The 23,068-nt window shown below is 70.5% G+C and carries 23 protein-coding genes and 1 pseudogene; 10 read left to right on the forward strand and 14 right to left on the reverse strand.

Annotation, left to right across the window (positions count from 1 at the left end):
* Positions 1-353: 353 nt before the first annotated feature.
* Positions 354-995 (reverse strand): DNA-3-methyladenine glycosylase, encoded by a 642-nt coding sequence (locus ACWD3C_RS40220; protein ID WP_451152254.1) that lies wholly within the window; start codon positions 993-995, stop codon positions 354-356.
* A gap of 186 nt (positions 996-1,181) precedes the next feature.
* Between ACWD3C_RS40220 and ACWD3C_RS40225 the strand changes: the two genes are divergently transcribed.
* The 3 genes from ACWD3C_RS40225 to ACWD3C_RS40235 all read left to right on the forward strand — a co-directional run bounded on the left by ACWD3C_RS40225 (position 1,182) and on the right by ACWD3C_RS40235 (position 3,233).
* Positions 1,182-1,967, forward strand: a complete 786-nt coding sequence (locus ACWD3C_RS40225) for a sporulation protein (RefSeq protein WP_451152256.1) — start codon at positions 1,182-1,184, stop codon at positions 1,965-1,967.
* A 52-nt stretch (positions 1,968-2,019) separates the two neighbouring features.
* A complete protein-coding gene (locus tag ACWD3C_RS40230; RefSeq protein WP_451152258.1) occupies positions 2,020-2,559 on the forward strand; it encodes a YbhB/YbcL family Raf kinase inhibitor-like protein in 540 nt (179 codons plus the stop codon).
* 167 nt (positions 2,560-2,726) lie between these two features.
* A complete protein-coding gene (locus ACWD3C_RS40235; RefSeq protein ID WP_451152260.1) occupies positions 2,727-3,233 on the forward strand; it encodes an HNH endonuclease in 507 nt (168 codons plus the stop codon).
* Between the two features lie 75 nt (positions 3,234-3,308).
* Here ACWD3C_RS40235 and ACWD3C_RS40240 read toward each other — a convergent pair whose 3' ends face one another.
* The 3 genes and pseudogenes from ACWD3C_RS40240 to ACWD3C_RS40250 all read right to left on the reverse strand — a co-directional run.
* Positions 3,309-4,268, reverse strand: a complete 960-nt coding sequence (locus ACWD3C_RS40240) for an SPFH domain-containing protein (RefSeq protein ID WP_451152262.1) — start codon at positions 4,266-4,268, stop codon at positions 3,309-3,311.
* A 163-nt stretch (positions 4,269-4,431) separates the two neighbouring features.
* Entirely contained in the window at positions 4,432-4,863 is a 432-nt protein-coding gene (locus ACWD3C_RS40245) for an NfeD family protein (protein WP_451152264.1), read from the reverse strand.
* Positions 4,864-5,344: 481 nt separating this feature from the next.
* Positions 5,345-5,869 (reverse strand): annotated as a pseudogene (locus ACWD3C_RS40250) (ABC transporter ATP-binding protein); the annotation flags it as partial.
* A 168-nt stretch (positions 5,870-6,037) separates the two neighbouring features.
* Between ACWD3C_RS40250 and ACWD3C_RS40255 the strand changes: the two are divergent.
* A complete protein-coding gene (locus ACWD3C_RS40255) occupies positions 6,038-6,826 on the forward strand; it encodes a hypothetical protein (RefSeq protein ID WP_451152266.1) in 789 nt (262 codons plus the stop codon).
* A 237-nt stretch (positions 6,827-7,063) separates the two neighbouring features.
* On the opposite strand, the gene ACWD3C_RS40260 is transcribed toward ACWD3C_RS40255, so the two are convergent.
* The 4 genes from ACWD3C_RS40260 to ACWD3C_RS40275 all read right to left on the reverse strand — a co-directional run bounded on the left by ACWD3C_RS40260 (position 7,064) and on the right by ACWD3C_RS40275 (position 9,735).
* A complete protein-coding gene (locus ACWD3C_RS40260; RefSeq protein ID WP_451152268.1) occupies positions 7,064-7,303 on the reverse strand; it encodes a chaplin family protein in 240 nt (79 codons plus the stop codon).
* A gap of 211 nt (positions 7,304-7,514) precedes the next feature.
* Positions 7,515-7,763, reverse strand: coding sequence for a chaplin ChpE (chpE, locus tag ACWD3C_RS40265; protein ID WP_451152270.1), 249 nt, complete (start codon positions 7,761-7,763; stop codon positions 7,515-7,517).
* 159 nt (positions 7,764-7,922) lie between these two features.
* A complete protein-coding gene (locus tag ACWD3C_RS40270; RefSeq protein WP_451152272.1) occupies positions 7,923-8,564 on the reverse strand; it encodes a response regulator in 642 nt (213 codons plus the stop codon).
* Positions 8,557-9,735, reverse strand: coding sequence for a GAF domain-containing sensor histidine kinase (locus tag ACWD3C_RS40275; protein ID WP_451152274.1), 1,179 nt, complete (start codon positions 9,733-9,735; stop codon positions 8,557-8,559). The genes ACWD3C_RS40270 and ACWD3C_RS40275 overlap by 8 nt, the downstream gene beginning before the upstream one ends.
* A gap of 234 nt (positions 9,736-9,969) precedes the next feature.
* On the opposite strand from ACWD3C_RS40275, the gene ACWD3C_RS40280 reads away from it, so the two are divergent.
* From ACWD3C_RS40280 to ACWD3C_RS40290, 3 genes are all read left to right on the forward strand, one after another.
* Positions 9,970-10,665, forward strand: a complete 696-nt coding sequence (locus ACWD3C_RS40280) for an SDR family NAD(P)-dependent oxidoreductase (RefSeq protein WP_451152276.1) — start codon at positions 9,970-9,972, stop codon at positions 10,663-10,665.
* 122 nt (positions 10,666-10,787) lie between these two features.
* Positions 10,788-11,903, forward strand: a complete 1,116-nt coding sequence (locus tag ACWD3C_RS40285; RefSeq protein WP_451152278.1) for an S-adenosylmethionine:tRNA ribosyltransferase-isomerase — start codon at positions 10,788-10,790, stop codon at positions 11,901-11,903.
* Positions 11,904-12,203: 300 nt separating this feature from the next.
* The gene (locus tag ACWD3C_RS40290) at positions 12,204-12,926 is read left to right on the forward strand and encodes a transglycosylase SLT domain-containing protein (RefSeq protein WP_451152280.1); all 723 of its coding nucleotides are present in this window, start codon (positions 12,204-12,206) and stop codon (positions 12,924-12,926) included.
* 127 nt (positions 12,927-13,053) lie between these two features.
* Here the strand turns inward: ACWD3C_RS40290 and ACWD3C_RS40295 are convergent, their stop codons facing one another.
* The gene (locus ACWD3C_RS40295; protein ID WP_451152282.1) at positions 13,054-15,552 is read right to left on the reverse strand and encodes an FHA domain-containing protein; all 2,499 of its coding nucleotides are present in this window, start codon (positions 15,550-15,552) and stop codon (positions 13,054-13,056) included.
* 239 nt (positions 15,553-15,791) lie between these two features.
* Here ACWD3C_RS40295 and ACWD3C_RS40300 point away from each other — a divergent pair, with 239 nt between their 5' ends.
* Together ACWD3C_RS40300 and serB are read left to right on the forward strand one after the other, a co-directional pair.
* Positions 15,792-17,633 carry a streptophobe family protein gene (locus ACWD3C_RS40300; RefSeq protein WP_451152284.1) on the forward strand — a complete coding sequence of 614 codons (1,842 nt, stop codon included), beginning with the start codon at positions 15,792-15,794 and terminating at the stop codon, positions 17,631-17,633.
* 124 nt (positions 17,634-17,757) lie between these two features.
* Positions 17,758-18,969, forward strand: a complete 1,212-nt coding sequence (gene serB / locus ACWD3C_RS40305) for a phosphoserine phosphatase SerB (protein WP_451152286.1) — start codon at positions 17,758-17,760, stop codon at positions 18,967-18,969.
* A gap of 159 nt (positions 18,970-19,128) precedes the next feature.
* On the opposite strand, the gene ACWD3C_RS40310 is transcribed toward serB, so the two are convergent.
* The 4 genes from ACWD3C_RS40310 to ACWD3C_RS40325 form a co-directional block, all read right to left on the reverse strand.
* Positions 19,129-19,647: a SixA phosphatase family protein gene (locus ACWD3C_RS40310; protein WP_451152288.1), complete on the reverse strand. Its 519-nt coding sequence runs from the start codon at positions 19,645-19,647 to the stop codon at positions 19,129-19,131.
* Between the two features lie 119 nt (positions 19,648-19,766).
* Positions 19,767-19,982 (reverse strand): hypothetical protein, encoded by a 216-nt coding sequence (locus ACWD3C_RS40315; RefSeq protein WP_451152290.1) that lies wholly within the window; start codon positions 19,980-19,982, stop codon positions 19,767-19,769.
* A gap of 256 nt (positions 19,983-20,238) precedes the next feature.
* Positions 20,239-20,355: an SGM_5486 family transporter-associated protein gene (locus tag ACWD3C_RS40320; RefSeq protein WP_451152292.1), complete on the reverse strand. Its 117-nt coding sequence runs from the start codon at positions 20,353-20,355 to the stop codon at positions 20,239-20,241.
* 63 nt (positions 20,356-20,418) lie between these two features.
* Complete coding sequence (locus ACWD3C_RS40325) at positions 20,419-21,738, reverse strand: CynX/NimT family MFS transporter (RefSeq protein ID WP_451152294.1); 1,320 nt, start codon at positions 21,736-21,738, stop codon at positions 20,419-20,421.
* Positions 21,739-21,820: 82 nt separating this feature from the next.
* Between ACWD3C_RS40325 and ACWD3C_RS40330 the strand changes: the two genes are divergently transcribed.
* A complete protein-coding gene (locus ACWD3C_RS40330) occupies positions 21,821-22,516 on the forward strand; it encodes a FadR/GntR family transcriptional regulator (protein ID WP_451152296.1) in 696 nt (231 codons plus the stop codon).
* Here the strand turns inward: ACWD3C_RS40330 and ACWD3C_RS40335 are convergent.
* Positions 22,491-22,838: a hypothetical protein gene (locus tag ACWD3C_RS40335; protein ID WP_451152298.1), complete on the reverse strand. Its 348-nt coding sequence runs from the start codon at positions 22,836-22,838 to the stop codon at positions 22,491-22,493. The genes ACWD3C_RS40330 and ACWD3C_RS40335 overlap by 26 nt on opposite strands.
* Between the last annotated feature and the right edge of the window lie 230 nt (positions 22,839-23,068).

Genomic DNA, 23,068 nt, shown 5'->3' on the forward strand with positions numbered 1-23,068 from the left:
ACGAACGCTTCCTTCGTACTCACCCGAGAGACTCACTCTCGCGGCTTTCCTCCGGGCGCTTCCCTCCGGTCTTGCGTTTCCGACTCTATCAGATCCGCTTTCCGATCCGATTCCCTGTCGACGGGATTTGCCTTTCGGCTGTCTTTTGGCCTCGCGGCCTCTCGACATTCACTACGTTAGCCGATTCCCTCGGCAACTCATAATCGAGTCTCGCGAGATTGAATTACGGCATGCCGAATTCGCCCCCGCTGAGGGGATGTCGTAGGTAGTGGGTTGGCCGCTTCCGGCTGCTGGCTGATCGCCGTACCCGGTTCAAGCGGCTCGGGCTACGTTACGGATCCACCAGGGGCGAGTCAAGTTCGGCGACGGCGGGGGACGTGGGCCCGATAGGGGCTCACCGTCGGGTCGTTGGCGATCCAGAAGCGCCAGGGGTGGACGCCTCCGTCACCGGCGACGCCGGTGCGGGGTCCGTTGCGTACCTGGTCCGGGGCGACCGGCGTACCTGTGAGGAGGGCGAAGGGGCTCTCCGGGCCGGCGCACGCGTCGGCCCCGTCCAGGGAGCGGTCCACGCCGAGGGCGGTGGCCAGGCGGGCAGGGCCTTTGGCCAGTTCCTTGTCGTTTCGGGCCGAGATTCGACGTTTACGGGCGAGCTCGGCGCCCTCGACCACCTCGCCGGCGCGCAGCAGGACCGCGCTCGCCCGGCCCTCCGGACCGCACACCAGGTTCATGCAGTGCCACATGCCGTAGGTGAAGTAGACGTACACATGGCCGGGCGGACCGAACATCACGTCATTGCGGGTGGTGCGGCCGCGATAGGCGTGCGAGCCGGGGTCGTTCGGGCCGTCGTAGGCCTCGACCTCTGTCAGGCGGAGTGCGATCGGACCGTCCTCGGTGGTGTGCACGAGGATGCGGCCCAAGAGGTCCGGTGCGACGTCCAGTACGGGGCGGTCGAAGAACTCCCGGGCGAGGGGCGTACGGTCGGGGCTCGCGATCATGGCGTCCGAGCGTAGTCCAGACGGGTGTGTGCCGATGGGTGGTCAGGTGACGTCCTGCTTGGAAGGGTGAGGGCGCGGAACCGGTCGCGGTTGAATCGCGTTTCTAAGGATCAAGGATCCACACGGCAGAACACCGGCAGAACTACGGCCGGACAGAAGACAGGCCTTGCCTGAGGAGGAAGACACATGGGGTTCAAGCGGCTGCTCGCGAGCCTGGGGGCCGGCGGTGCTTCCGTCGAGACGGTGCTGACCGAGGTCAACGTCGTTCCGGGCGGCGTCGTGCAGGGGGAGGTACGGATCCAGGGCGGTTCCGTGAACCAGCAGATCGAGGGGCTGTCGGTCGGGCTGCAGGCCAAGGTCGAGGTCGAGGGACACGACGACCAGGAGTACAAGCAGAACATCGAGTTCACGAAGGTGCAGCTCGGCGGCGCCTTCGAACTGCAGGCCGAGGCGGTCCACGCGGTGCCGTTCGGTCTGGAGATCCCGTGGGAGACGCCGGTCACGATGATCGACGGTCAGGCCCTGCGCGGGATGAACGTCGGTGTGACGACCGAGCTGGCGATCGCGCGTGCCGTGGACTCCGGTGACCTGGACCCGGTCAATGTGCACCCGCTGCCGGCGCAGCAGGCGATCCTGGACGCCTTCATCCAGCTGGGCTTCCGCTTCAAGAACGCGGACCTGGAGCGCGGTCAGATCCGGGGGACGCGGCAGAAGCTGCCGTTCTACCAGGAGATCGAGTTCTTCCCGCCGCAGCAGTACCGCGGGCTGAACCAGGTCGAGTTGAGCTTCGTCGCGGACGAGCACGAGATGGACGTCGTGCTGGAGATGGACAAGAAGCCGGGTCTGTTCAGCGAGGGCAGCGACACGTTCCGTTCCTTCAAGGTGGGGCTGAACGACTACCAGGGCACGGACTGGGCGGCGTACCTCAACCAGTGGCTGTCGGAGGTCGGCAGCAAGCGCAACTGGTTCTAGGCTCGGGAACGCAGGATTCCACACGTTCAGGAACCGACCAGGAGGTACCGAGGTGACCGAGGTCAAGAGGCCGCCGCTTCCGCATGATTTCCATCCGGTCGTGCCGTCGTTCACGGTCACGAGCGAGGACGTCGAGCCGGGTGCGACGCTCAAGGACGCTCAGGTCCACGCGGCGGGGAACACCTCGCCGCAGTTGCGCTGGGAGGGTTTTCCTCCGGAGACCAAGAGTTTCGCCGTGACGTGCTACGACCCGGACGCCCCGACGGGCAGTGGCTTCTGGCACTGGGTCGTGTTCGACATCCCGGTCTCGGTGACGGAGTTGCCGGCGGGTGCGGGCACGGGGAAGTTCGAAGGGCTGCCCGAGGGTGCTGTCCAGGCGCGCAACGACTACGGGACGAAGGACTTCGGCGGTGCCGCGCCGCCTCCGGGGGACCCTGCCCACCGTTATGTGTTCACGGTGTATGCCGTGGACCAGGAGAAGCTGGGTCCGGACTCGGATGCCTCGCCGGCCGTGGTGGGCTTCAACCTGCGTTTCCACACGCTGGCGCGCGCCCAGCTCATCGGTGAGTACGCGGCGGTCGCCGAGGGCTGACGAGAAGATCCACGAAGGCTGACGTTCATTGAGCGTTTGCCCGCCTCTGGTCTTGGAATTGATCAGAGGCGGGCATTTTTTATTGCGTTGTCCATCTCGGCGTGCCCGGCCAGAGTTGATCCAAGCCCGCCACGGGGTGGGCCGGTGCACACAGGAGGTGGGCTGCGATGCGGGACACGCTGGTACTGAACGCGAGCTTCGAGCCGCTGTCGACGGTCACGCTGAACCGCGCCGTCGTGCTGGTGCTGCAGGACAAGGCCGTCGTGGAGCAGGCCCACCCCGAACTGCGCATGCGCGGAGCCGCGGTCGACATACCGGCGCCCCGGGTGATCAGACTCTGCAGGTATGTACGGGTGCCTTTCCGAAGACGAGCTCCGTGGTCGCGTCGGGGTGTGCTGGTACGGGACCGGCACAGGTGCGCGTACTGCGGCAGGCGGGCGACGACCGTGGACCATGTGGTGCCGCGGTCGCGGGGTGGGCAGGACACCTGGCTGAACACGGTGGCCTCGTGTGCGGAGGACAACCACCGCAAGGCGGACCGGACTCCGGAGCAGGCGGGCATGCCGCTGCTGCGGCAGCCTTTCGAGCCGACGCCCGCGGACGCGATGCTGCTGGCGCTCGGCCAGGACGACTTCGACTTGCTGCCGGGCTGGCTGGCGCAGTCGGCTGCTTAGGCCCCGCGGGGAGAGTACGACGATGGGGCCGCCTCCGTGGAGGAGGTGGCCCCATCGTCGTACTCGATGCGTGTGTCAGTCGGTGATGGACGGCTTCTCGCGGCGCTCCGTGCCGCTGCCCGAGCCGCCGGAGGGTGTTCCGCCGCCCGGACCGCCGCCCATGCCACCGAAGTTGCCCATGGCGCCGGACAGGCCTTTGAGGGCGTCGCCGATCTCGCTGGGGACGATCCAGAGCTTGTTGGCGTCGCCCTCGGCGATCTTCGGGAGCATCTGGAGGTACTGGTAGGAGAGCAGCTTCTGGTCGGGGTCTCCGGCGTGGATGGCCTCGAAGACCGTACGCACGGCCTGGGCCTCGCCCTCGGCGCGCAGGGCGGCGGCCTTGGCCTCGCCTTCCGCCTTGAGGATCGCGGACTGCTTCTCACCCTCGGCCGTGAGGATCTGCGACTGGCGGATACCTTCGGCGGTGAGGATCGCGGCGCGCTTGTCACGGTCGGCGCGCATCTGCTTCTCCATCGAGTCCTGGATGGAGGTGGGCGGCTCGATGGCCTTGAGCTCGACGCGGTTGACGCGGATGCCCCACTTGCCAGTGGCCTCGTCGAGGACGCCGCGCAGGGCCGCGTTGATCTCCTCGCGGGAGGTCAGGGTCCGCTCCAGGTCCATGCCGCCGATGATGTTGCGGAGCGTGGTGACGGTGAGCTGCTCGATCGCCTGGATGTAGCTGGCGACTTCGTACGTGGCGGCCCGCGCGTCGGTCACCTGGTAGTAGATGACCGTGTCGATGTTGACGACCAGGTTGTCCTGGGTGATCACCGGCTGCGGTGGGAACGGCACGACCTGTTCACGCAGGTCGATGCGGTTGCGGATCGAGTCGATGAACGGGACGACGATATTGAGGCCCGCGTTGAGTGTCCGTGTGTAGCGGCCGAAGCGCTCGACAATGGCGGCGCTGGCCTGTGGGATCACCTGGATGGTCTTGATCAGGGCGATGAAGACCAACACCACCAGAATGATCAGGACGATGACGACCGGTCCCATCGTGGCTCCCCGTACCCTTCTCCGCCTTGGTGCGTTCGGAGGATCTCTTCCGCTTCCGGAGCGATCTTATGCTTGTTGAAGATCTTGCTGGTCGAGTCTGGCAGAACACCGCCTGCCAGGTGGGGCGTTCGGCCGACTTGCGTCATGCGAGGTCACGCGACGGTCACATGACGATCGCCGTGGCCCCCTCGATCTCCACGACGTCCACTTCCTGGCCCACCTCGTAGGCCTGTCCGGTGTCGAGGGCGCGTGCCGACCAGACTTCTCCGGCGAGCTTGATCCGGCCTCCCATGCCGTCGACCCTCTCCAGCACGACGGCCTGTTTGCCCTTCAAGGCGTCCACTCCGGTGGCGTGTTCGGGCCGTTCGGCGCGCTGCCGGGCCGCGATGGGGCGTACGACGGCGATGAGCGCGACCGAGACGATGGTGAAAACCACGACTTGGGCTACCAGGCCGCCGCCCAGTGCCGCGGTAATGGCGCCCGCGACGGCTCCCACGGCGAGCATGCCGAGTTCCGGCATCGCGGTCACGACAAGCGGGATACCGAGCCCGACGGCGGCGACCAGCCACCACACCCATGCGTCGATGTCATCCACGTGGTCAATGGTAGGACCGCGATCGCCCGGCGGACAGAGCGCGCGATCAAGTCGAGTACACCCGGCCCGGATTGGGGAGCCGGGCAGCCCAACTACAGGGACCGGGGGGCCTCTTGGGGCTAGTTGTTTTCGGTTGATTCGAGCTGGTTCCAGTCCGTTCCAGGCGGCTCCAGTCGATTCCCGGAGTAAGTGACTACTCCTGGCTCTCCGGCTCTCAGGACAGCGGCAGGCCCTGAGCGATCCAGCGTTCGCCGGCCTGTTCGACGACGAGCGGGAGGCCGAAGCAGTGGGAGAGGTTGCGCGAGGTGAGCTCCAGCTCCAGCGGGCCTGCGGCGAGCACCTTGCCCTGGCGGATCATGAGGACGTGGGTGAAGCCCGGGGGGATCTCCTCGACGTGGTGCGTGACCATGATCATGGAGGGGGCGACGGGATCGCGGGCGAGGCGGCCGAGGCGGCGTACGAGGTCCTCGCGGCCGCCGAGGTCGAGGCCGGCGGCGGGCTCGTCGAGGAGGAGGAGCTCGGGGTCGGCCATCAGGGCGCGGGCGATGAGGGTGCGCTTGCGCTCGCCCTCGGAGAGGGTGCCGAACTTGCGGTCCAGGTAGTCGCTCATGCCGAGGCGGTCGAGGAAGGCGCGGGCGCGCTGTTCGTCGACCTCCTCGTAGTCCTCGTTCCAGGTGGCCGTCATGCCGTACGCGGCGGTCAGCACGGTCTGCAGGACGGTCTGGCGCTTGGGGAGCTTCTCGGACATGGCGATGCCGGCCATGCCGATGCGCGGGCGCAGTTCGAAGACGTCGACCTTGCCGAGGGTGTCGCCGAGGATGGTGGCGGTGCCGGTGCTGGGGAACAGGTAGCTGGACGCGACGTTCAGGAGGGTCGTTTTTCCGGCGCCGTTCGGGCCGAGGATGACCCAGCGTTCGCCCTCCTTGACCGACCAGGAGACCTGGTCCACCAGAGCCCGGCCCTCGCGGACCACGGATACGTCCTCCAGCTCCAGAACATCGCTCATGAGCGCGCTGTCTCCCCTTGCATGTCGGCCTGTGTCGGCTGTCGGGCCTTGTCTCGGCTGTCGCGTACGCCTGTGGGCGCCGCCCTCGCCTGTGGGCGCGGCCCCCCAACGAAATCTACGCCACCGGCCGGGCGGTCGATCCCATCGGCCGGTCCTTAGGGTGGAGGCATGCTCTCGGAACCACGCTCAGGACGCCTCGCCGCATGGGGAAATGCGCTTTTGGCTGGATTTGTCTCGCCGGATGACGCGGCACTCGCGATCGTCGGCGAGGACGCGGTGCACCGGGTCGAGGGATTGCCCGGGGAGGACGGGTCCGTCGGTCTCACGCTCGCGCTGGGGCGGTTGCGCGCGCTCGGGGTGACCGGGCTGCGGGTGGCGCTGCCCGCGCCGGGGCATCTGCTGGGGCTCAGTGGGCCGCCGGAGTTCAACAAGCGGGCGTTGGAGGCCGAGGAGGCGGTGATCTGCCACGGTGCCGCGCTGGGGCTGGTGCCGGCGGTGTACGAGGCCGGGCCCGAGGGTGATGTACATGTCGAGGTCGTCTGGAGCGCGCTGCCCGTGCGGGAGGCTCCGCCGGCCGATGTGCCGTCGCTCGGTGAGGCCGAGCGGGAGTTGGCGGAGGCGTTGCGGGAGGCGACGGAGGTGTTGTCGCGGTTGGACGTGGCTGCCTCCGGGCCGGTGGCGGAGGCCGCGGTCGACGCGTATCGGGCTCGGGTCGAGCGGGGGCGGGAGGTCTTGGCTCCCGGGTATCCGCCGCGAGCGGTGCGGGTGTTGGAGCTTGCCCAGCGGGTGGGGTTGCTGGTCTCCGTGGCGTACGAGAACGGGCACGGTGGTGCGGTGAGCGCCTCCGAGATGTCCGCGCGGGCGCTCGCGCTGCGGCCGGTGGAGCGGACGGCTCGGCGGGCGCTGGTGGCGGCGTACAACGCGGTGGTGGAGGAGCGGGAGCGGGGGGTGCGCTGAGTGGGAGGGGGTGGGGTGGGTTTGTTCTCGCCCCCGCCGCCCCTACCCGTCCCATCCTCCAGGGGTTCCGCCCCTTCAACGCCACCAAGGGGGCTCTGCCCCGGACCCCGTTTCGGGGGCCGGCCCGGACCCCCGCTCCTCAAACGCCGGAGGGGCTGATTGAGGTACTGGTGTCGGCGGACACTCCAGGGCCCCGCGAAGCCTTCGCTCGCGGGGCCCTGGAGTGTGGAGCTGGCGTCAGTCGTTCACGCCGACGTTGCCGAAGGCGGGGTTCAGGGCGCCGATGAGGTTGCCGGTGATGCCGACGACGTTGACGGGGACGTGGACCGGGACGGAGCCGATGTTGCCGGAGCCCACGCCGGGGGACTTCACGGCGGCGGCCTCGGCCCTCGAGTCGGCGACCGCGGCACCGGCGGACGCGCCCGCGGCGAGACCGGCGGCGGTAACGGCCAAGGCGGTCTTCATGGCGATGTTCATGGGAAGCGTTCCTCCTGCGTGTGTCCGTGTCCGACCCTGCCGCGGGTCGCACGCTGAGCAACGCCCGGAGGACCCGAACGGCACGGGAAGGCGGCCCCGGAGTGCCCGTTCGGGCCAGTCCGCTGATCATGGGATGATCGGCGACACGCCTGACCGGCCCCCAGGGCGGAGACCCAGGAGGCCGGTGGTCACTGGTGATCCCTGGCGGACCTCAGTGGTTGACGCCGAGGTTGCCGAAGGCCGGGTTGAGGATGCCGACGACGTTCACGCTGTTGCCGACCACGTTCACGGGGACGTCGACCGGGACCTGGACGAGGTTGCCCGAGACGACACCCGGCGAGCCCACGGCCTTGCCGCCCGCGTGCGCCCCACCGTCGGTGGCGGACGCGAAACCGGCACCGGCGGCAACCAGGCCACCGGCCACCATCGTGACAGCGGCGGCCTTCTTCAGGTTCTTCACTTCTGAGCCCTTCCTTGGCGATCACTGCGGCACATCGCCGCAGCACGCACTGAAGAACGGCCGGACTCCATGGAGGTTGCGCCATCCGGGGGACATACACCCGACGGTATGAATCTCAGCCCGGAGCGTAACCTTCCGAATTGCCGGTCATACAGTCGTTCATCCTGTCACCCCATGCCGTACCGCCCACAGCGCCGCCTGCGTCCGGTCCGCGAGGTCGAGCTTCATCAGGATGTTGGAGACATGTGTCTTGACGGTCTTCTCGGAGAGGACCAGCGCGCGGGCGATCTCGCGGTTGGAGCGGCCGTCCGCGATGAGGCCGAGCACCTCGCGCTCCCGTTCGGTGAGTGAGCCGCCCCTGCCCTGGCCGGAGTTGGTCTCCTCCTGGGAGAGGAGCGCGCCGGCGACCTCCGGCTGGAGCAGGATGTGCCCGGCGTGCACGGAGCGGATGGCACCGGCGAGCGCGTCGGGGTCCACGTCCTTGTAGACGTACCCGGCGGCGCCCGCGCGCAGGGCCGGGACCACCGTGCGCTGTTCGGTGAAGCTGGTGACGACCAACACGCGCGCGGGGTTGTCGAGTTCGCGGAGCTTGCGCAGCGCCTCGATACCGTCCATGCCCGGCATCTTGACGTCCATGAGGACGATGTCGGGCTTCAACTCCTGGGCGCGGGCGACCCCTTCGGCACCGTCGGAGGCCTCGCCCACGACCTCGATGTCGTCCTGTACCTCCAGGAAGGTGCGCAGGCCACGGCGGACCACCTGGTGGTCGTCGACGAGGAGCACCTTGATTGTGTCAGCCACCGGGGACCTCCATCTCGATCGTGGTGCCCTTGCCGGGCGCCGATTCCACGGTCAGCAGGCCGCCCACGCCGCTCGCGCGGTCGCGCATGGACACCAGGCCCAGGTGGCGTCCCGCGCGGCGTACCGTCTTGGGGTCGAAGCCGCTGCCGTCGTCGATGACGCGCAGGACCACATCGCGGTCGCGGCGCTCCAGGGTCACGTCGACCCGCTCCGCTCCGGAGTGCCGCAGCGCGTTGTGCAGGGCCTCCTGGGCGACGCGGAGCATGGCCTCCTCCTGGGCGGCGGGCAGCGCGCGGACGCCCCGGCCGGCGAAGGTCACGCGCGCGGTGTGGGCGCGGTCGAGGACCTGGATCTGAGTGCGCAGGGTGGCGATCAGACCGTCCTCGTCGAGGGCCGCGGGGCGCAGCTCGACGACGGCGGCGCGCAGTTCGTCCGCGGCCTCGGCGGCGAGGGCGGCCACCTGCTGCAACTCGCCCTTGGCACGCGACGGGTCGCGGTCGACCAGGGTGGCCGCGGCCTGGGCGGTCAGGCGCAGGGAGAACAGTTTCTGGCTGACGGCGTCGTGGAGTTCGTGCGCGAGCCGGGAGCGCTCCTCGGCGATGGTGAGCTCGCGGCTGCGCTCGTAGAGCCTCGCGTTCGTCAGGGCGATCGCGGCGTGCTGGGCGAGGATCGAGAGGAGTTCCTCGTCCTCCGCGGTGAAACCGCAGCTGCCGTCCGGTTCGGGACACGGGGGGTGTGGGGGGTGTCCCCCCACAGGACGCAGCTTGTTGGCCAGGAACAGCGCCCCTATGACCTCGTCGCCGTCGCGGATCGGCAGGCCCAGGAAATCGGACATGTCGGGGTGGGCGCTCGGCCAGCCCTCGAAGCGGGGGTCCTTGCGGACGTCGGCGAGGCGCTCGGGCTGCGCCTCGCGCAGCATCGCGGCGAGGATGCCGTGCTGGCGCGGAAGCGGGCCGATGGCCTTCCACTGCTCGTCGCTGACGCCGTCGACCACGAACTGGGCGAAGCCGCCGTGGTCGTCGGGCACACCGAGGGCAGCGTACTGCGCGTCGAGCAGTTCGCGCGCGGAGGCGACGATCGTCTTGAGGACGTCGCGCACCTCCAGGTGCCTGCTCATGGCCAGCAGCGCGGAACTCACCGCGGCGAGGCCGGACCGGGGTCCTTGACTCATGTCCTCACGGTACCGGCGGGGTGTGACACCGCGGATCGGACCTGTGGCGGCCCTCGCCTGGGCCGCCGGTCCTAGGCCGAAGGGCCCTGGCGGTCTGCGGCCCGCGCACGAGGCGCCGGGGGCGGCCCCGTTCCTACCGTGAAGTCACCCGCCGAGAGCGGTCGAAGACGCCCCGCCGAGAGCGGCGCGGGCGCCCGCCAGGAGCGGCGGTCATGGGACGAGGGGACGGATGTCATGCCGGTAGCGATCATCACGGGGGCTTCGAAGGGGCTCGGGAGGGCGCTCGGCGCGGCCCTGGCGGAACGCGGCTGGGATCTGGTGCTGGACGCCAGAACCGCGGAGGTCCTCCAGGAGACGGCAGTGGCGCTGTCCGCGTACGGGACCCGGGTCGAGGCCCTGCCGGGGGATGTCACGGACGCCGGGCACCGGGCCGGGCTGGTGGCCGTCGCGCGCAAGCTGGGCGGGGTCGATCTGCTGGTGAACAACGCCAGCGCGCTGGGCGCCGAACCGCTCGTACGGCTGGCGGACCTGACGCTGGACGGGCTGCGGCGGGCCCTTGAGGTGAACGTGGTCGCGGCGCTGGGCCTGGTCCAGGAGGCGCTGCCGCTGCTGCGGGTCTCGTCGGCGGGCTCGGTGATCGGCATCAGCTCGGACGCGGCGGCCGAGGCGTACGAGACGTGGGGCGGGTACGGGGCGTCGAAGGCGGCGCTGGACCATCTGTCGGCGGTGCTCGCCGAGGAGGAGCCCGGGCTGCGGGTCTGGGCGGTGGACCCCGGGGACATGGGCACGGACCTGTACGCGGCGGCCGTACCGGACGACGACGATCCGCGGCCCGCGCCGGAGAGCGTCGTTCCGGCCTTCCTGCGGCTGATCGACGAACGCCCGGCCAGTGGCCGCTACAGCGCGCCGTCCCTGGCGGAGGGGCGATGACGTTGCATTTGTCCGCCTCCGGGGCGCCACAGCCTGTGTCGAGTGGCCGATCGGGCTCAGCCCTTCGGGCCTCCGCGCGTTCGGCCTCTCGACACGGGCGCGCCCCTTCGGCGGCAGTGGAGGTGCCGGAGGACCTGTCGGCCCGCGTGCCGGCCGAGCAGCGTGGGCCGGGCCTGGACCGGGACGCGGTGAGGCTGCTGGTCTCGCGGGGCACGGAGGTGTCGCACCACGCGTTCGTGGAGCTGCCCCGGCTGCTGAAGCCCGGTGATCTCCTCATCGTCAACACCTCCCCGACGCTGGCGGCCGCGGTGGACGGGCGGATCGGGCACGCGCGCGTGGTGGTGCATTTCTCCACGCGGGCTGACGACGGTCGGTGGGCCGTGGAGCTGCGCGACCCCGACGGAACGGGCACCACGCGCGCGCGTGCGGGAGGGCCCGCTGGAACGGAGGTGCGGCTGCCCGGGGGCGTACGGCTCGTACTGGAGGAGCCGCTGGCGGCGCACAGCCCGCGTCTGTGGTGGGGGCGGGTGTCGGCTCCGGACGTGCTCGGGCTGCTGCGGGAGCACGGGCGGCCCATCCGTTACTCCTATACGGAGCGGGACCAGCCGCTGTCCGTGTACCAGACGGTGTTCGCGCTGCCGTCGGGCGACGGAGCGGGCAGTGCGGAGATGCCGAGTGCGGCGCGGCCCTTCACCTCGCGGCTGGTGGCGGAGCTGGTGAGCCGGGGTGTGCAGTTCGCGCCGGTCACCCTGCACACCGGGGTGGCCTCGGCGGAGGCGCACGAGCCGCCGTATCCGGAGCGGTTCGCGGTGCCGGAGGCTTCGGCGCGGCTGATCAACGCGGCCAAGGCCAGACAGGAAAGGCGCGAAGCGCTTCCTTGGAAGGGTGGTGGGAGACGGGAGGGCGGGCGGGTCATCGCGGTCGGTACGACGGCGGTGCGGGCCGTGGAGTCGGCGACCGGCTCCGACGGGGTGGTGCGGGCCGAGGACGGCTGGACAGGGCTGGTGGTCACCCCGGAGCGCGGGGTGCGGGTGGTCGACGGGCTGCTGACCGGGCTGCACGAGCCCGAGGCCTCGCATCTGCTGATGCTGGAGGCGATCGCGGGGCCGGCGGCGATCGGCCTCTCGTACGAGGAGGCGCTGCGCGGGCGCTACCTGTGGCACGAGTTCGGGGACGTGCATCTCATCCTGCCGGACGAGAAGCCTCACACAGAGCATTGCGTCAGCAACTGCTGGTGAGACTGGAGCGCGGCCGATGTGAGCCCGCACATAGGACACACATCACGTACGAAGTTCCCTAGGAGATACATAAGGTTCGGGTGAGCGGGACAGACGCTCCAGTCTGTCCCGTTTTGCCCTTCCCGGCTCCACTATCGAGGATCGTACGTCACATCTTTGCCTCTGGATTTTGCGGCCGCTAAGAATGGCAGCCGTCGCTCGGCGCCGCGGTCTTCCACCGCGGCGTTTGTGCTGGAGAACGCAGTGTCCCCCCACCGGCCCATGAGCGACCTCCGCGCTATTCGAAGAGGTCCATCAGTCATGCCCAAGTTCACCTTCGCCACCGGTCATATTCGTGCGCTGAGCAAGACCCACAGGCTGCCGCTCGTCGGTGTGGCCGGCCTCGGTGCCGCCGTACTCGCGCTCTCGCTGGTGCCGGGCAACGGGCAGGCCACGGCCGAGCCGGCCACCGTGCCCGCCTCCGCGGTGGCGTTCAGCCAGGACCACACCAAGACCGTCCAGGCCGGCGTCGCCGAGCAGGTGGCCGACGCGACCGCGAAGGCCAAGGCCGCCGCCGAGGCCAAGAAGAAGGCCGAAGCCGCCGAAGCCAAGAAGAAGGCCGAGGCAGCGGCGAAGAAGAAGGCCGAGCAGGAGCGCGCGAAGAAGGAGGCCGCGAGCCGGTCCGCCGCACGCGCCGAGGCCAAGGCCGTCGCCAAGACCTACCCGAACAACCTCGACGGCTGGATCCGCGAGTCGCTGGACATCATGGCGAAGCACAAGATCCCGGGCACCTACGACGGCCTGTACCGCAACATCATCCGGGAGTCCTCGGGCAACCCGAACGCCATCAACAACTGGGACATCAACGCCCAGAACGGCGTCCCGTCGATCGGTCTGCTGCAGGTCATCAAGCCCACCTTCGACGCTTACCACGTCCCGGGCACGGCCTGGAGCCAGTACGACCCGGTCGCCAACATCACGGCCGCCGCCAACTACGCGGCCGACCGGTACGGGTCGATCGACAACGTCAACGGCCCGTACTGAGGCTCGCGCGGACCTTTGACGCGTACGCCGGACACAGACGCACAGACGTCTGACACGGACGCCTGACGCGTACGCCGGAGGGCGGCACCCCACTCGGGGATGCCGCCCTTCTCGCGTCCGGGAGGGGTTACTTGCGCATGACCTCGGGCTCGTGGCGGCGCAGGAAGCGGGCCACGAGGATGCCGCAGATCACGCCGATCGCGATCAGGGCGGCCATGTCCAGGCCCCAGGCGCCGATCGTGTGCTCCCACAGCGGGTCGGTGTCGCCCGGCGAGTCCGGGTTCGGCCTGAGCACGTTGAAGTCCAGGGTGGTGCCCGCGGCGGCGACCGCCCAGCGCGACGGCATCAGGTACGAGAACTCGTTGACGCCGGGGACGCCGTGCAGGGTGACCAGACAGCCGGTGAAGACCACCTGGATGATCGCGAACATGACCAGCAGCGGCATGGTCTTCTCGGCCGTCTTGACCAGGGCGGAGATGACCAGGCCGAACATCATCGAGGTGAAGCCCAGTGCCATGACGGGCAGGGTGAGTTCGATCCTCGTGTACGCCCCGAGGATCAGGCCCTCGGCGGGGACCTCGCGCGTGCTGAAGCCGATCGCGCCGATCAGCGCGCCCTGCAGCATGGTGATCGCGCCGAGGACGATCACCTTGGACATCAGGTACGCCGAGCGGGAGAGGCCCGTCGCGCGTTCCCGCTCGTAGATCACCCGCTCCTTGATCAGCTCGCGTACGGAGTTGGCGGCGCCGGCGAAACAGGCGCCGACCGCGATGATCAGCAGGACTGTCTGGGCGGTGGCATTGGCTCCGGTTCTGCCGCTGGGCAACAGGTCGTCGCCGAAGTCGATGATCAGGCTCACCGTGCCGAGCACAGCCGGAAGGACCAGCATCAGCCCGACGAAGCCCTTGTCGGACGCGATCACCGACACATAGCGCCGGACCAGCGTGCCGAGCTGCGACATCCACCCCTGCGGCTTGGGCGGGCGCATGGCCTGCGGCGGCGGCATGTGCACCGACTGCGCGGCGACGGCGTCGATGTCCGCGGCGTACATCTGGTAGTGCTGCGAGCCCTTCCAGCGGCCCGCCCAGTCGTAGTCGCGGTAGTTCTCGAAGGCGGAGAAGACGTCGGCCCAGGTTTCGTAGCCGAAGAAGTTCAGGGCCTCCTCGGGCGGGCCGAAGTACGCGACCGCGCCGCCCGGCGCCATGACCAGCAGCTTGTCGCAGATGGCGAGTTCGGCGACGGAGTGGGTGACCACCAGGACTGTACGGCCGTCGTCGGCGAGGCCGCGCAGCAGCTGCATGACGTCGCGGTCCATGCCCGGGTCGAGGCCGGAGGTCGGCTCGTCCAGGAAGATCAGCGAGGGCTTGGTGAGCAGTTCCAGGGCCACGGACACGCGCTTGCGCTGGCCGCCGGACAGGGACGTGACCTTCTTGTCCTTGTGGATGTCCAGCTTGAGTTCGCGCAGCACCTCGTCGATGCGGGCCTCGCGCTCGGCGGCCGTGGTGTCGGCCGGGAAGCGCAGCTTGGCCGCGTACTTGAGGGCCTTTTTGACGGTCAGCTCCTTGTGCAGGATGTCGTCCTGCGGGACCAGACCGATGCGCTGCCGCAGCTCGGCGAACTGCTTGTACAGGTTCCGGTTGTCGTAGAGGACGTCGCCCTCGTTGGCCGGCCGGTAGCCCGTGAGGGCCTTCAGCAGGGTCGACTTGCCGGAGCCGGACGGGCCGATGACCGCGACGAGCGACTTCTCGGGTACGCCGAAGGAGACGTCCTTGAGGATCTGCTTGCCGCCGTCGACGGTGACCGTCAGGTGCCGTGCGGAGAAGGAGACCTCACCGGTGTCGACGAACTCCTCGAGCCGGTCGCCGACGATGCGGAACGCGGAGTGGCCGACGCCGACGATGTCGTTCGGGCCGAGGAGCGCCGTGCCGCCCTTGGCGATCGGCTGGCCGTTGACGTACGTGCCGTTGTGCGAGCCGAGGTCGCGGATCTCGAAGCGGCCGTCGGGGGTCGCGTGGAACTCGGCGTGGTGGCGCGAGACCTGGAGGTCGGAGACGACCAGCTCGTTCTCCAGCGCACGACCGATGCGCATGACACGGCCGAGGGCCAGCTGGTGGAACGTGGTCGGGCTGCGGTCGCCGTAGACCGGCGGCGCCCCCGCGCCACCACCGGGCCCCTGCTGCTGCGGGATCGGCGACTGATGTGCCTGTGGCTGCTGCCAGCCGGCCTGCGGGGCCTGCTGCTGCGGCGCCTGCTGGGCGGCCCACCCCGGGTTCGCGCCCTGGGCGGCGTACGGCTGTTGCTGCGGCTGTGCCTGCGGCGAGGCGACGGATGCGGCGGCACCGGCGAGATTCAGGCGCGGGCCGTCGGTCGCGTTGCCGAGGTGCACGGCCGAGCCGGGGCCGATCTCCATCTGATGGATCCGCTGCCCGTGCACGAACGTGCCGTTGGTGCTGCCGTGGTCCTCGATGACCCAACTGCGCCCGCCCCAGCTGACCGTGGCGTGACGCCAGGACACCCTGGCGTCGTCCAGCACGATGTCTCCCTGCGGATCACGTCCGAGGGTGTATGCCCTGGACGGATCGAGCGTCCAGGTTTGTCCGTTCAATTCCAGTACGAGTTCCGGCACTCCATGCCCCACTGAGTAGTCCCCCGAGTTACCCCCAACACAGGGAGTCTAGGGATGTCGAACATCGTCGGGAACTATTTCAGGCTCGGCCCTCTGACCGAAAGTCGGGCCTTGTGAAGACTGCATCCACACGCATCCACAGGTTCCGTTGACGGGGTTGAAACCGGCCCGGAGAGTGGTAATCCCACGCGAGAGGGACATCGTGGTGGAAGCCGCGCCGCGGATCGGGGGATCTGACGATGAGCATCGACACCGCCGGCCGGCGCGGGAGCCTGCCGTGGGGGGACGCCCTGCTCTCCGCGGTCGCCGCCGTGAGCTGGGCCTTGATCGGCATGACGGGTACGGCCGCGCTCGGACTGCACCTGCTGGAAGCGGACTCGGCGGGCTCGCTCGGGCCGATGACGGCGGCTGTTGTGGCGCTCGGTGCGGGTGGGACGGTCACTCCGTCCGGTGATGTCTCCGCCTTCGGCCTGGAAGGTGCTCAGGCGACGACCGCCATACAGATCACGCCACTCGGTGTGGGTCTGGTCGGGGCGCTGCTGCTCTCCTGGGTCTTCCTGCGTTCCTTGCGCGGGGCGGGAGTTGTGATCGCGTCGGCCGAACTCCTCGTGCGCGCGGGCGCGGTGGTCGCGCTGTTCGTGGCGATGATGGGCGGGCTCGCCTGGGCCGGGCACAGCGTCATCACCATCGACGGCGGCAATCCGGGGCTCGACAGCGTCCCGGAGGGCGGCGGGCTCGGCAATGTGGAGATCCCCGGGATCGGCGACGTCGGGGACATCGGCGGTCTGCTGCCCGACCGGCTCGGGGACCTCGTCGACGCGAACGCCAAGGTGGGCTTCACCGTCGAGACCGTGGCCACCCTGTTCGGCGGCCTGGTCTGGTGTGTCGGCGTGCTGGTGGTCGCCCTGCTGGCCTCGCGCCGCACTCCCCTGCCGCGCGGCTTCGACGTGGTGCACCGGGTGGTGCGGCCTGCCGTGTCCGCGCTGGTCGGCGTGTTGCTGGTGGCGGTCGCGGCCGGGCTCGCGGCGGCGGCGTACGCGGCGATCAGTGACGACCATCCCAAGCGGATCGCGGGCGCGGCTCTGCTCGGCGCGCCCAACGGCGTCTGGCTGGGCATCCCGATCGGCCTGTTCGTCCCCTGGGACGGCAGGGCCACCGGACCGCTGGCCAACTTCCTGCCCGACCCGCTCGACGAGTTCCTGCGCGCCGACTCCGGCCGGTCCGTCACGCTCGGCCGTCTCGCCGAACTGGACGGCAGGGTCTGGCTGTTGGGCTTCGCGGCCGCGCTCATGATGCTTTTCGCGGGCGTACTGGCGGCCGTACGTACGCCATTTGTACGGGATTCGTCTGCCGCCGTTGCCGGGGGTCCGGGCGGTGCGGTTGTACGAGGCCCGGGTGCCCTCGGGTTCGCGGGGCGCTGCGCACTTCGGCTCGGGATCGCGACCGCCCTGGCACTGCCGCTGCTGGCCTGGCTGACGGAAGTGTCGGTGGACGCCTCGCTGTCCGTGCTCGGCTTCGACGCGTTCGGAGCGTCCGTCGAGCTGCGCGGGCAGCTGGGGACGGCGTTGTTGCTGGGTGCGCTGTGGGGTGCGGGCGCGGGTGCCGCCGGGGCCTTGCTCGCGTACGTCTGCGGGGCGGCGGGGCGGCACGCCTCGCCGTGGGCACGGGGTGACGTGGGGGCGGCGCCGGAGACCGGTGCGCCGGTGGGGGGCGGGGCTCAGGATGTACGGGGGGCGCCGTCGGGGCCGTACACGCCGGCCTCTCCGTACCGGCCGCCGAATCCGGACACCAATCCCTATCTGCGGCTGCCGGACGAGACGCGGGAGCCGCGGGAGCCGCGGGACGACGGGCGCGGGACCGAACCTCCCGGTGGCGGTCCTCGGCCGCCCGGTGCCGGTGGGCGGGGGCCGGGCCAGGGGCCCGATGTGTACGGCGCTCCCACCGTGGCCGGGCCGATCACCCCGCCGCCCCGGAGTCCGCGCAAGCGGCCCGGGCCGGGGGCGCGGAACCGGCGGTGGCCGCCGCCTCCGCCGGACGAAGGACCGCCGCCACCGCCTCCGCCGGGGTTCAGGGGTCGCTGAGGCACGCTCCGGAGTGACGTCGGTACTCAAGGTGTACGTCGTCTGAAGGCAACCCAGTGTTCGCCGTCCGCTGGACGGACCTCAGGGGCAAAAGGCACTGCGTGCCCGATACGGTGGACACACCATGAGCGCTTCGCAGACCTCCTCTGACGTCCCCACTCTCCTCGTCAAGATCTTCGGCAAGGACCGGCCGGGCATCACGGCCGGGCTCTTCGACACCCTCGCCGCCTACTCCGTCGACGTGGTCGACATCGAGCAGGTCGTCACCCGTGGCCGTATCGTGCTGTGCGCGCTCGTGACCGAGCCGCCCGCCGGGCTGGAGGGCGGTCTGCGGGTCACCGTCCACAACTGGGCGGAGTCGATGAAGATGCAGGCGGAGATCATCTCCGGCACCGGTGACAACCGGCCGCGAGGTCTCGGGCGTTCCCTCGTCACCGTGCTCGGCCACCCGCTGACCGCGGAGGCCACAGCCCGTATCGCCGGGCGGATCACGGCCACCGGCGGCAACATCGACCGTATCTTCCGGCTCGCCAAGTACCCGGTGACGGCGGTGGAGTTCGCCGTGTCGGGTACGGAACCGGAGACGCTGCGGACCGCGCTGGTGACCGAGTCCGTGGCGCTGGGCGTCGATGTGGCGGTCGTCGCGGCCGGGCTGCACCGGCGGGCCCAGCGGCTGGTCGTGATGGACGTGGACTCGACGCTCATCCAGGACGAGGTGATCGAGCTCTTCGCCGCGCACGCCGGGTGTGAGAAGGAGGTCGCCGAGGTGACGGCGGCGGCGATGCGCGGGGAGCTGGACTTCGAGCAGTCGCTGCACGCGCGCGTGGCGCTGCTGAAGGGCCTGGACGCCTCGGTGGTGGACAAGGTGCGCAGCGAGGTGCGGCTCACGCCGGGGGCGCGCACCCTGATCCGTACGCTGAAGCGGCTCGGCTTCCAAGTCGGGGTCGTCTCGGGCGGGTTCACGCAGGTCACGGACGACCTGAAGGAGCGGCTGGGGCTGGACTTCGCGCAGGCCAACACCCTGGAGATCGTCGACGGGAAGCTCACGGGCAAGGTCGTCGGCGAGATCGTGGACCGGGCGGGCAAGGCGCGGCTGCTGCGCCGGTTCGCCGCCGAGGCGGGCGTCCCGCTGGCGCAGACCGTGGCGATCGGCGACGGCGCGAACGACCTGGACATGCTCAACGCGGCCGGTCTGGGCGTGGCCTTCAACGCCAAGCCGGTGGTCCGCGAGGCCGCGCACACCGCGGTGAACTTCCCCTTCCTGGACACGGTCCTGTATCTGCTGGGCGTCACTCGGGAAGAGGTCGAGGCGGCGGACATGCACGTGGACCAGTGAGCCGCGGCTCGGCGGGGCTGTGCGGGGTCTCTGCTTGGAGGTCTGGGAGGCCTTCGAGGTCTTGAAGGTTTCGTACGTAGGTGAGGGCCCGGCGCCGCTGCGGTGCCGGGCCCTCGGTGTGCCGGTGAGGCTCGATGTGCCGGTGAGGCTCGGGCGGGCCTACTCCGTCGGCGCCCAGTAGTCGAGCAGCGTGCCCACGCCCGGCTCCAGGCTCTTCCAGGAGCCGTGGAAGGAGAGCACGGCGAAGGCGGCGGCGGGGAAGCCGCGGCGGCCCATCCGCTCGCGGGCGTCGCCCTCGCCGCGGCCGGCCAGGATGTCGGCGAGGCCCTGTACGCCGGGATTGTGGCCGATCAGGAGGACGTTCTGCGCGTCGTCGGGGGTCTCGTTGAGCACGGCGATCAGCTCACCGGGCGAGGCCTCGTAGAGCCGCTCCTCGTAGACGGTTTTCGGCCGCTGCGGCAGCTCCTGGACGGCGAGCTTCCAGGTTTCGCGGGTCCGGGTCGCGGTGGAGCAGAGGGCAAGGTCGAAGGGGATGCCGGAGTCCGCCAGCTTGCGTCCGGTGACGGCGGCGTCCATACGGCCCCGGTCGGCGAGCGGACGCTCGTGGTCGGACACCTGTGGCCAGTCGGCCTTCGCATGCCGGAAGAGGACAATCCTGCGGGGTTCTGCGACGCTCATGCGTCCCAGCTTCGCATGAAACACGCCACGAGTCGCAGGGAGTTGACGGCCGGCTCCGCCGGTGTTCCGAAAGTGCGTGCCCCGTCGTCGCTCGTCGTCGCCCGTATCGTCATCCGTCGTCACAGCACCCAGTACAGCAGTGCCTGCCGGACGCCCTCGAACAGGTGCCTGATGGCAGGGTTGCCGCTCGCCGCCTGTGCGTCCGCCGGGTTGAGTATCAGCAGCAGAAGGGTGCCGAAGGCGACCGTGGGCAGGACGAGCGCCCACCAGGGCAGTCGCCGGTCGACGCCACCCGTGGTCGCCGGGTGGGGCCGGGTGTGCGTACGGGCCGACATGCCGCCTCCGGGGGTTCCGAGTGGTCCGTGGGCCGCGTCCTCGCGGCCACACCATGAACCTACGGAATCGCAAGCCCTCAACCCATCCGGTGATCCACCCACTTGACCCTGACCCTCACCCCCTAGGGGATGGTGGGGCTAGCACCACCATGGGCACTCCGGGACACGCTTCCCGGGCCTACCGGGGCCTGGCCGGGCCCACCCGGGACATGGTCGCGTTATCGCGGCATCGCGATCCGCGATCAGGGCTAAGCGATCAAGGCGAAGCGATCGTCGCGATCACGGCGATGACGACGAAGATGGCGAGGAACGCGCCGAAGATGAGCAGCATCTTCTTCTGGCCGTTCTGGGGGTTCGGGTCGAGCACGGGCATGACACTCAGTCTCGCACCCTTCGTCCACCGGGCCCCCGCTGGGGTTGGCCCGGCCTCGGTGGGTCAGCGCGCGGCCGCCTCGTCCTCCACGGTCCGGTCGCGGCCCGCGAGGACACCGGCCACGGTCTGGGGGACCATCAGGGCCGCCATCAGCGCGATCGGCAGGCCCCAGCCGCCGCTGTGCTGGTAGAGGACGCCGACCAGGAGCGGGCCGGGGATCGAGATCAGGTAGCCGGTGCTCTGCGCGAAGGCGGACAGCTTGGCCACGCCCGCGCCGCTCCGTGCCCGCATGCCGACCAGCGTCAGGGCCAGCGGGAAGGCACAGTTGGCGACTCCGAGCAGCAGCGCCCACGCCCAGGCGCCGCCCGCGGGGGCCACGTACAGGCCCGCGTACCCGAGGAGCCCGCAGACGCCGAGCACGACCACGATCGGGCCCTGACGGGGCAGGCGGGTGGCGAGGCGTGGGATCACGAGGGCCAGCGGCGCCCCCAAGGACATGGTGACCGCCATCAATAGCCCCGCCGTGCCCGCCGGGACACCCGCGTCACGGAAGATCTGCGCCATCCACCCCATCGTGATGTACGCGGCGGTGGCCTGGAGCCCGAAGAAGACGGCGAGCGCCCAGGCGGTGGGGCTCCGGGTGATCCGCAGCCCGTCGGGTTCCCGGCGCACGGGCGCACCCGCCCGCTCCGCAGGGGCACCGCTCCCGGAATCGGCACCCCGCGCGCGTACGAACGGAAGCCAGGGCACCACGGCCGCCGCCGCGAGTCCCGCCCACACGGCGAGCCCTGCCTGCCAGCTCCCGCCCAGGACCTCGGTCACGGGGACGGTGACGGCCGCCGCGGCCGAGGCACCGAGGGCGAGCGCCATGGAGTACAGGCCCGTCATGGAGCCCACCCGGTCCGGGAACCAGCGCTTGACGATGACCGGCATCAGGACGTTGCCGACGGCGATGCCCATGAGGGCGAGCGCGCTGGCGGCCAGGAAGCCGGCCGTGCTCCCGGCGTACGGCCGGAGGGCCAGGCCGACGGCGACGGCGAGCATGCCGGCGCAGACCACGGCGGCCGGGCCGAAGCGGCGGGCCAGTCGTGGTGCGGTCACCCCGAAGACGGCGAAGCAGAGCGCCGGTACGGAGGTGAGCAGCCCGGCGACGCTGCCGCTCATGCCCAGCCCGTCGCGCACATCGCCGAGGAGCGCGCCGAGGCCGGTGATGGCGGGGCGGAGGTTGAGGGCGCTGAGGACGATGCCGACGACCAGCAGACGCGTCGTCCACGCGCGCGTGGAGGGCGTTTCGCCCGAGTCCTCTGTGCCCGCGGAGCCGCGCATGAGGCGTAGGGGTGGGGACGTCGTCGTCCGTGTCGTCCGGGTGTCCTCGCTGGCCATGACGCCCATCATAGAATCATGGGATGATTGGTTGTCCACTCTCCCGGCGCCATCGCCGCGGATCACGTGCGAAGGTAACGCCATGCCGCTGAGCCATCCCCGCCGATCGGCGCTGTCCGAGCAGGTCATCGCCGCGCTGCGGAACCAGATCACCTCCGGCGAGTGGCCGGTCGGCTCCCGCATCCCCACCGAGCCGGAGCTGGTCGAGCAGCTGGGTGTCGCCCGCAACACGGTCCGCGAGGCCGTCCGCGCGCTCGCGCACAACGGTCTGCTCGACATCCGGCAGGGTTCGGGCACGTACGTCGTGGCGACCAGCGAGCTCGCGGGCGTGATGCACCGCCGCTTCGCGGACGCCGACCCGGAGCACATCGCCGAGCTGCGCGCCGCCCTGGAGTCGAGCGCCGCGAAGCTGGCCGCCGAGCGACGCACCGAGCAGGACCTCAAGCAGCTGGACGCCCTCCTCGTACGGCGTGCCGAGGCCTGGGAGTCGGGCGACACGGAGGCCTTCGTGACCGCCGACACGTCCTTCCACATGGCGGTGGTGGCCGCCGCCCACAACGACGTCATGACGGCGATGTACGCCGACCTGGGCGAGGTGCTGCGCGACTGGCTCCGCTGGGACGTCGGCGGGGAGCTGACGCCGGGGAGGTTCCTGGAGCACACCCGGCTCGTGGACGCCGTCCGCGCGGGTGACACGGCCTCCGCCGCGGCGGAGGCCGCGGGCTATCCGTTCCAGTGCCGCCCCGGCCGGCTCACGCGGCCTGCCTCTGGTGGCTGACCCACGCCGAGCGGACTTCCTTCCAGCAGCGACCGGTCAGCCGTACGGTCTGCGCGGGCCCTGTCTCCACCGGGGCGCCGTCGCTGTCGAGGTCCCACCAACGGTCGCACTCGATGTGCAGCCGGACGTGGTCCAGGTCCACGTAGGGGTTGTGGCAGTACGCGATCACGTTGGAGCCGGTGACGGTGGTCCAGCAGGACGCACCGAACGGCTCCGGTTTGTCGGCCGCCACGCGCGCGTGGGGCGTCGCCTCGTACGGCAGGGACATCACAAGAGCGACCGCGACGAGCACCGGGGCGAAGCTGCGGCGGGACAGGCGCACAAGGGGACCTCCTCGGCCGTACGGCTGCGGGGCGGTGCACGTCCAGCCTGCGCGGTGGCCGCTCCCCCGCGCCCGCCGGGTGCGCCGAACGGGTGACGCCCCGCTCCCCGCGCGCGGCGGGAAACGGGGCGTCGGCCGCGGCGTTCCCTCAGGGGCGCGGGGCGGTGTCGGCATGCGGCTGCGCCGCATGGGCGCGGCCGGCCACGGACGGGCCGCGGGCTCCGCACGGC

This window comes from Streptomyces sp. NPDC002845, assembly GCF_053591955.1.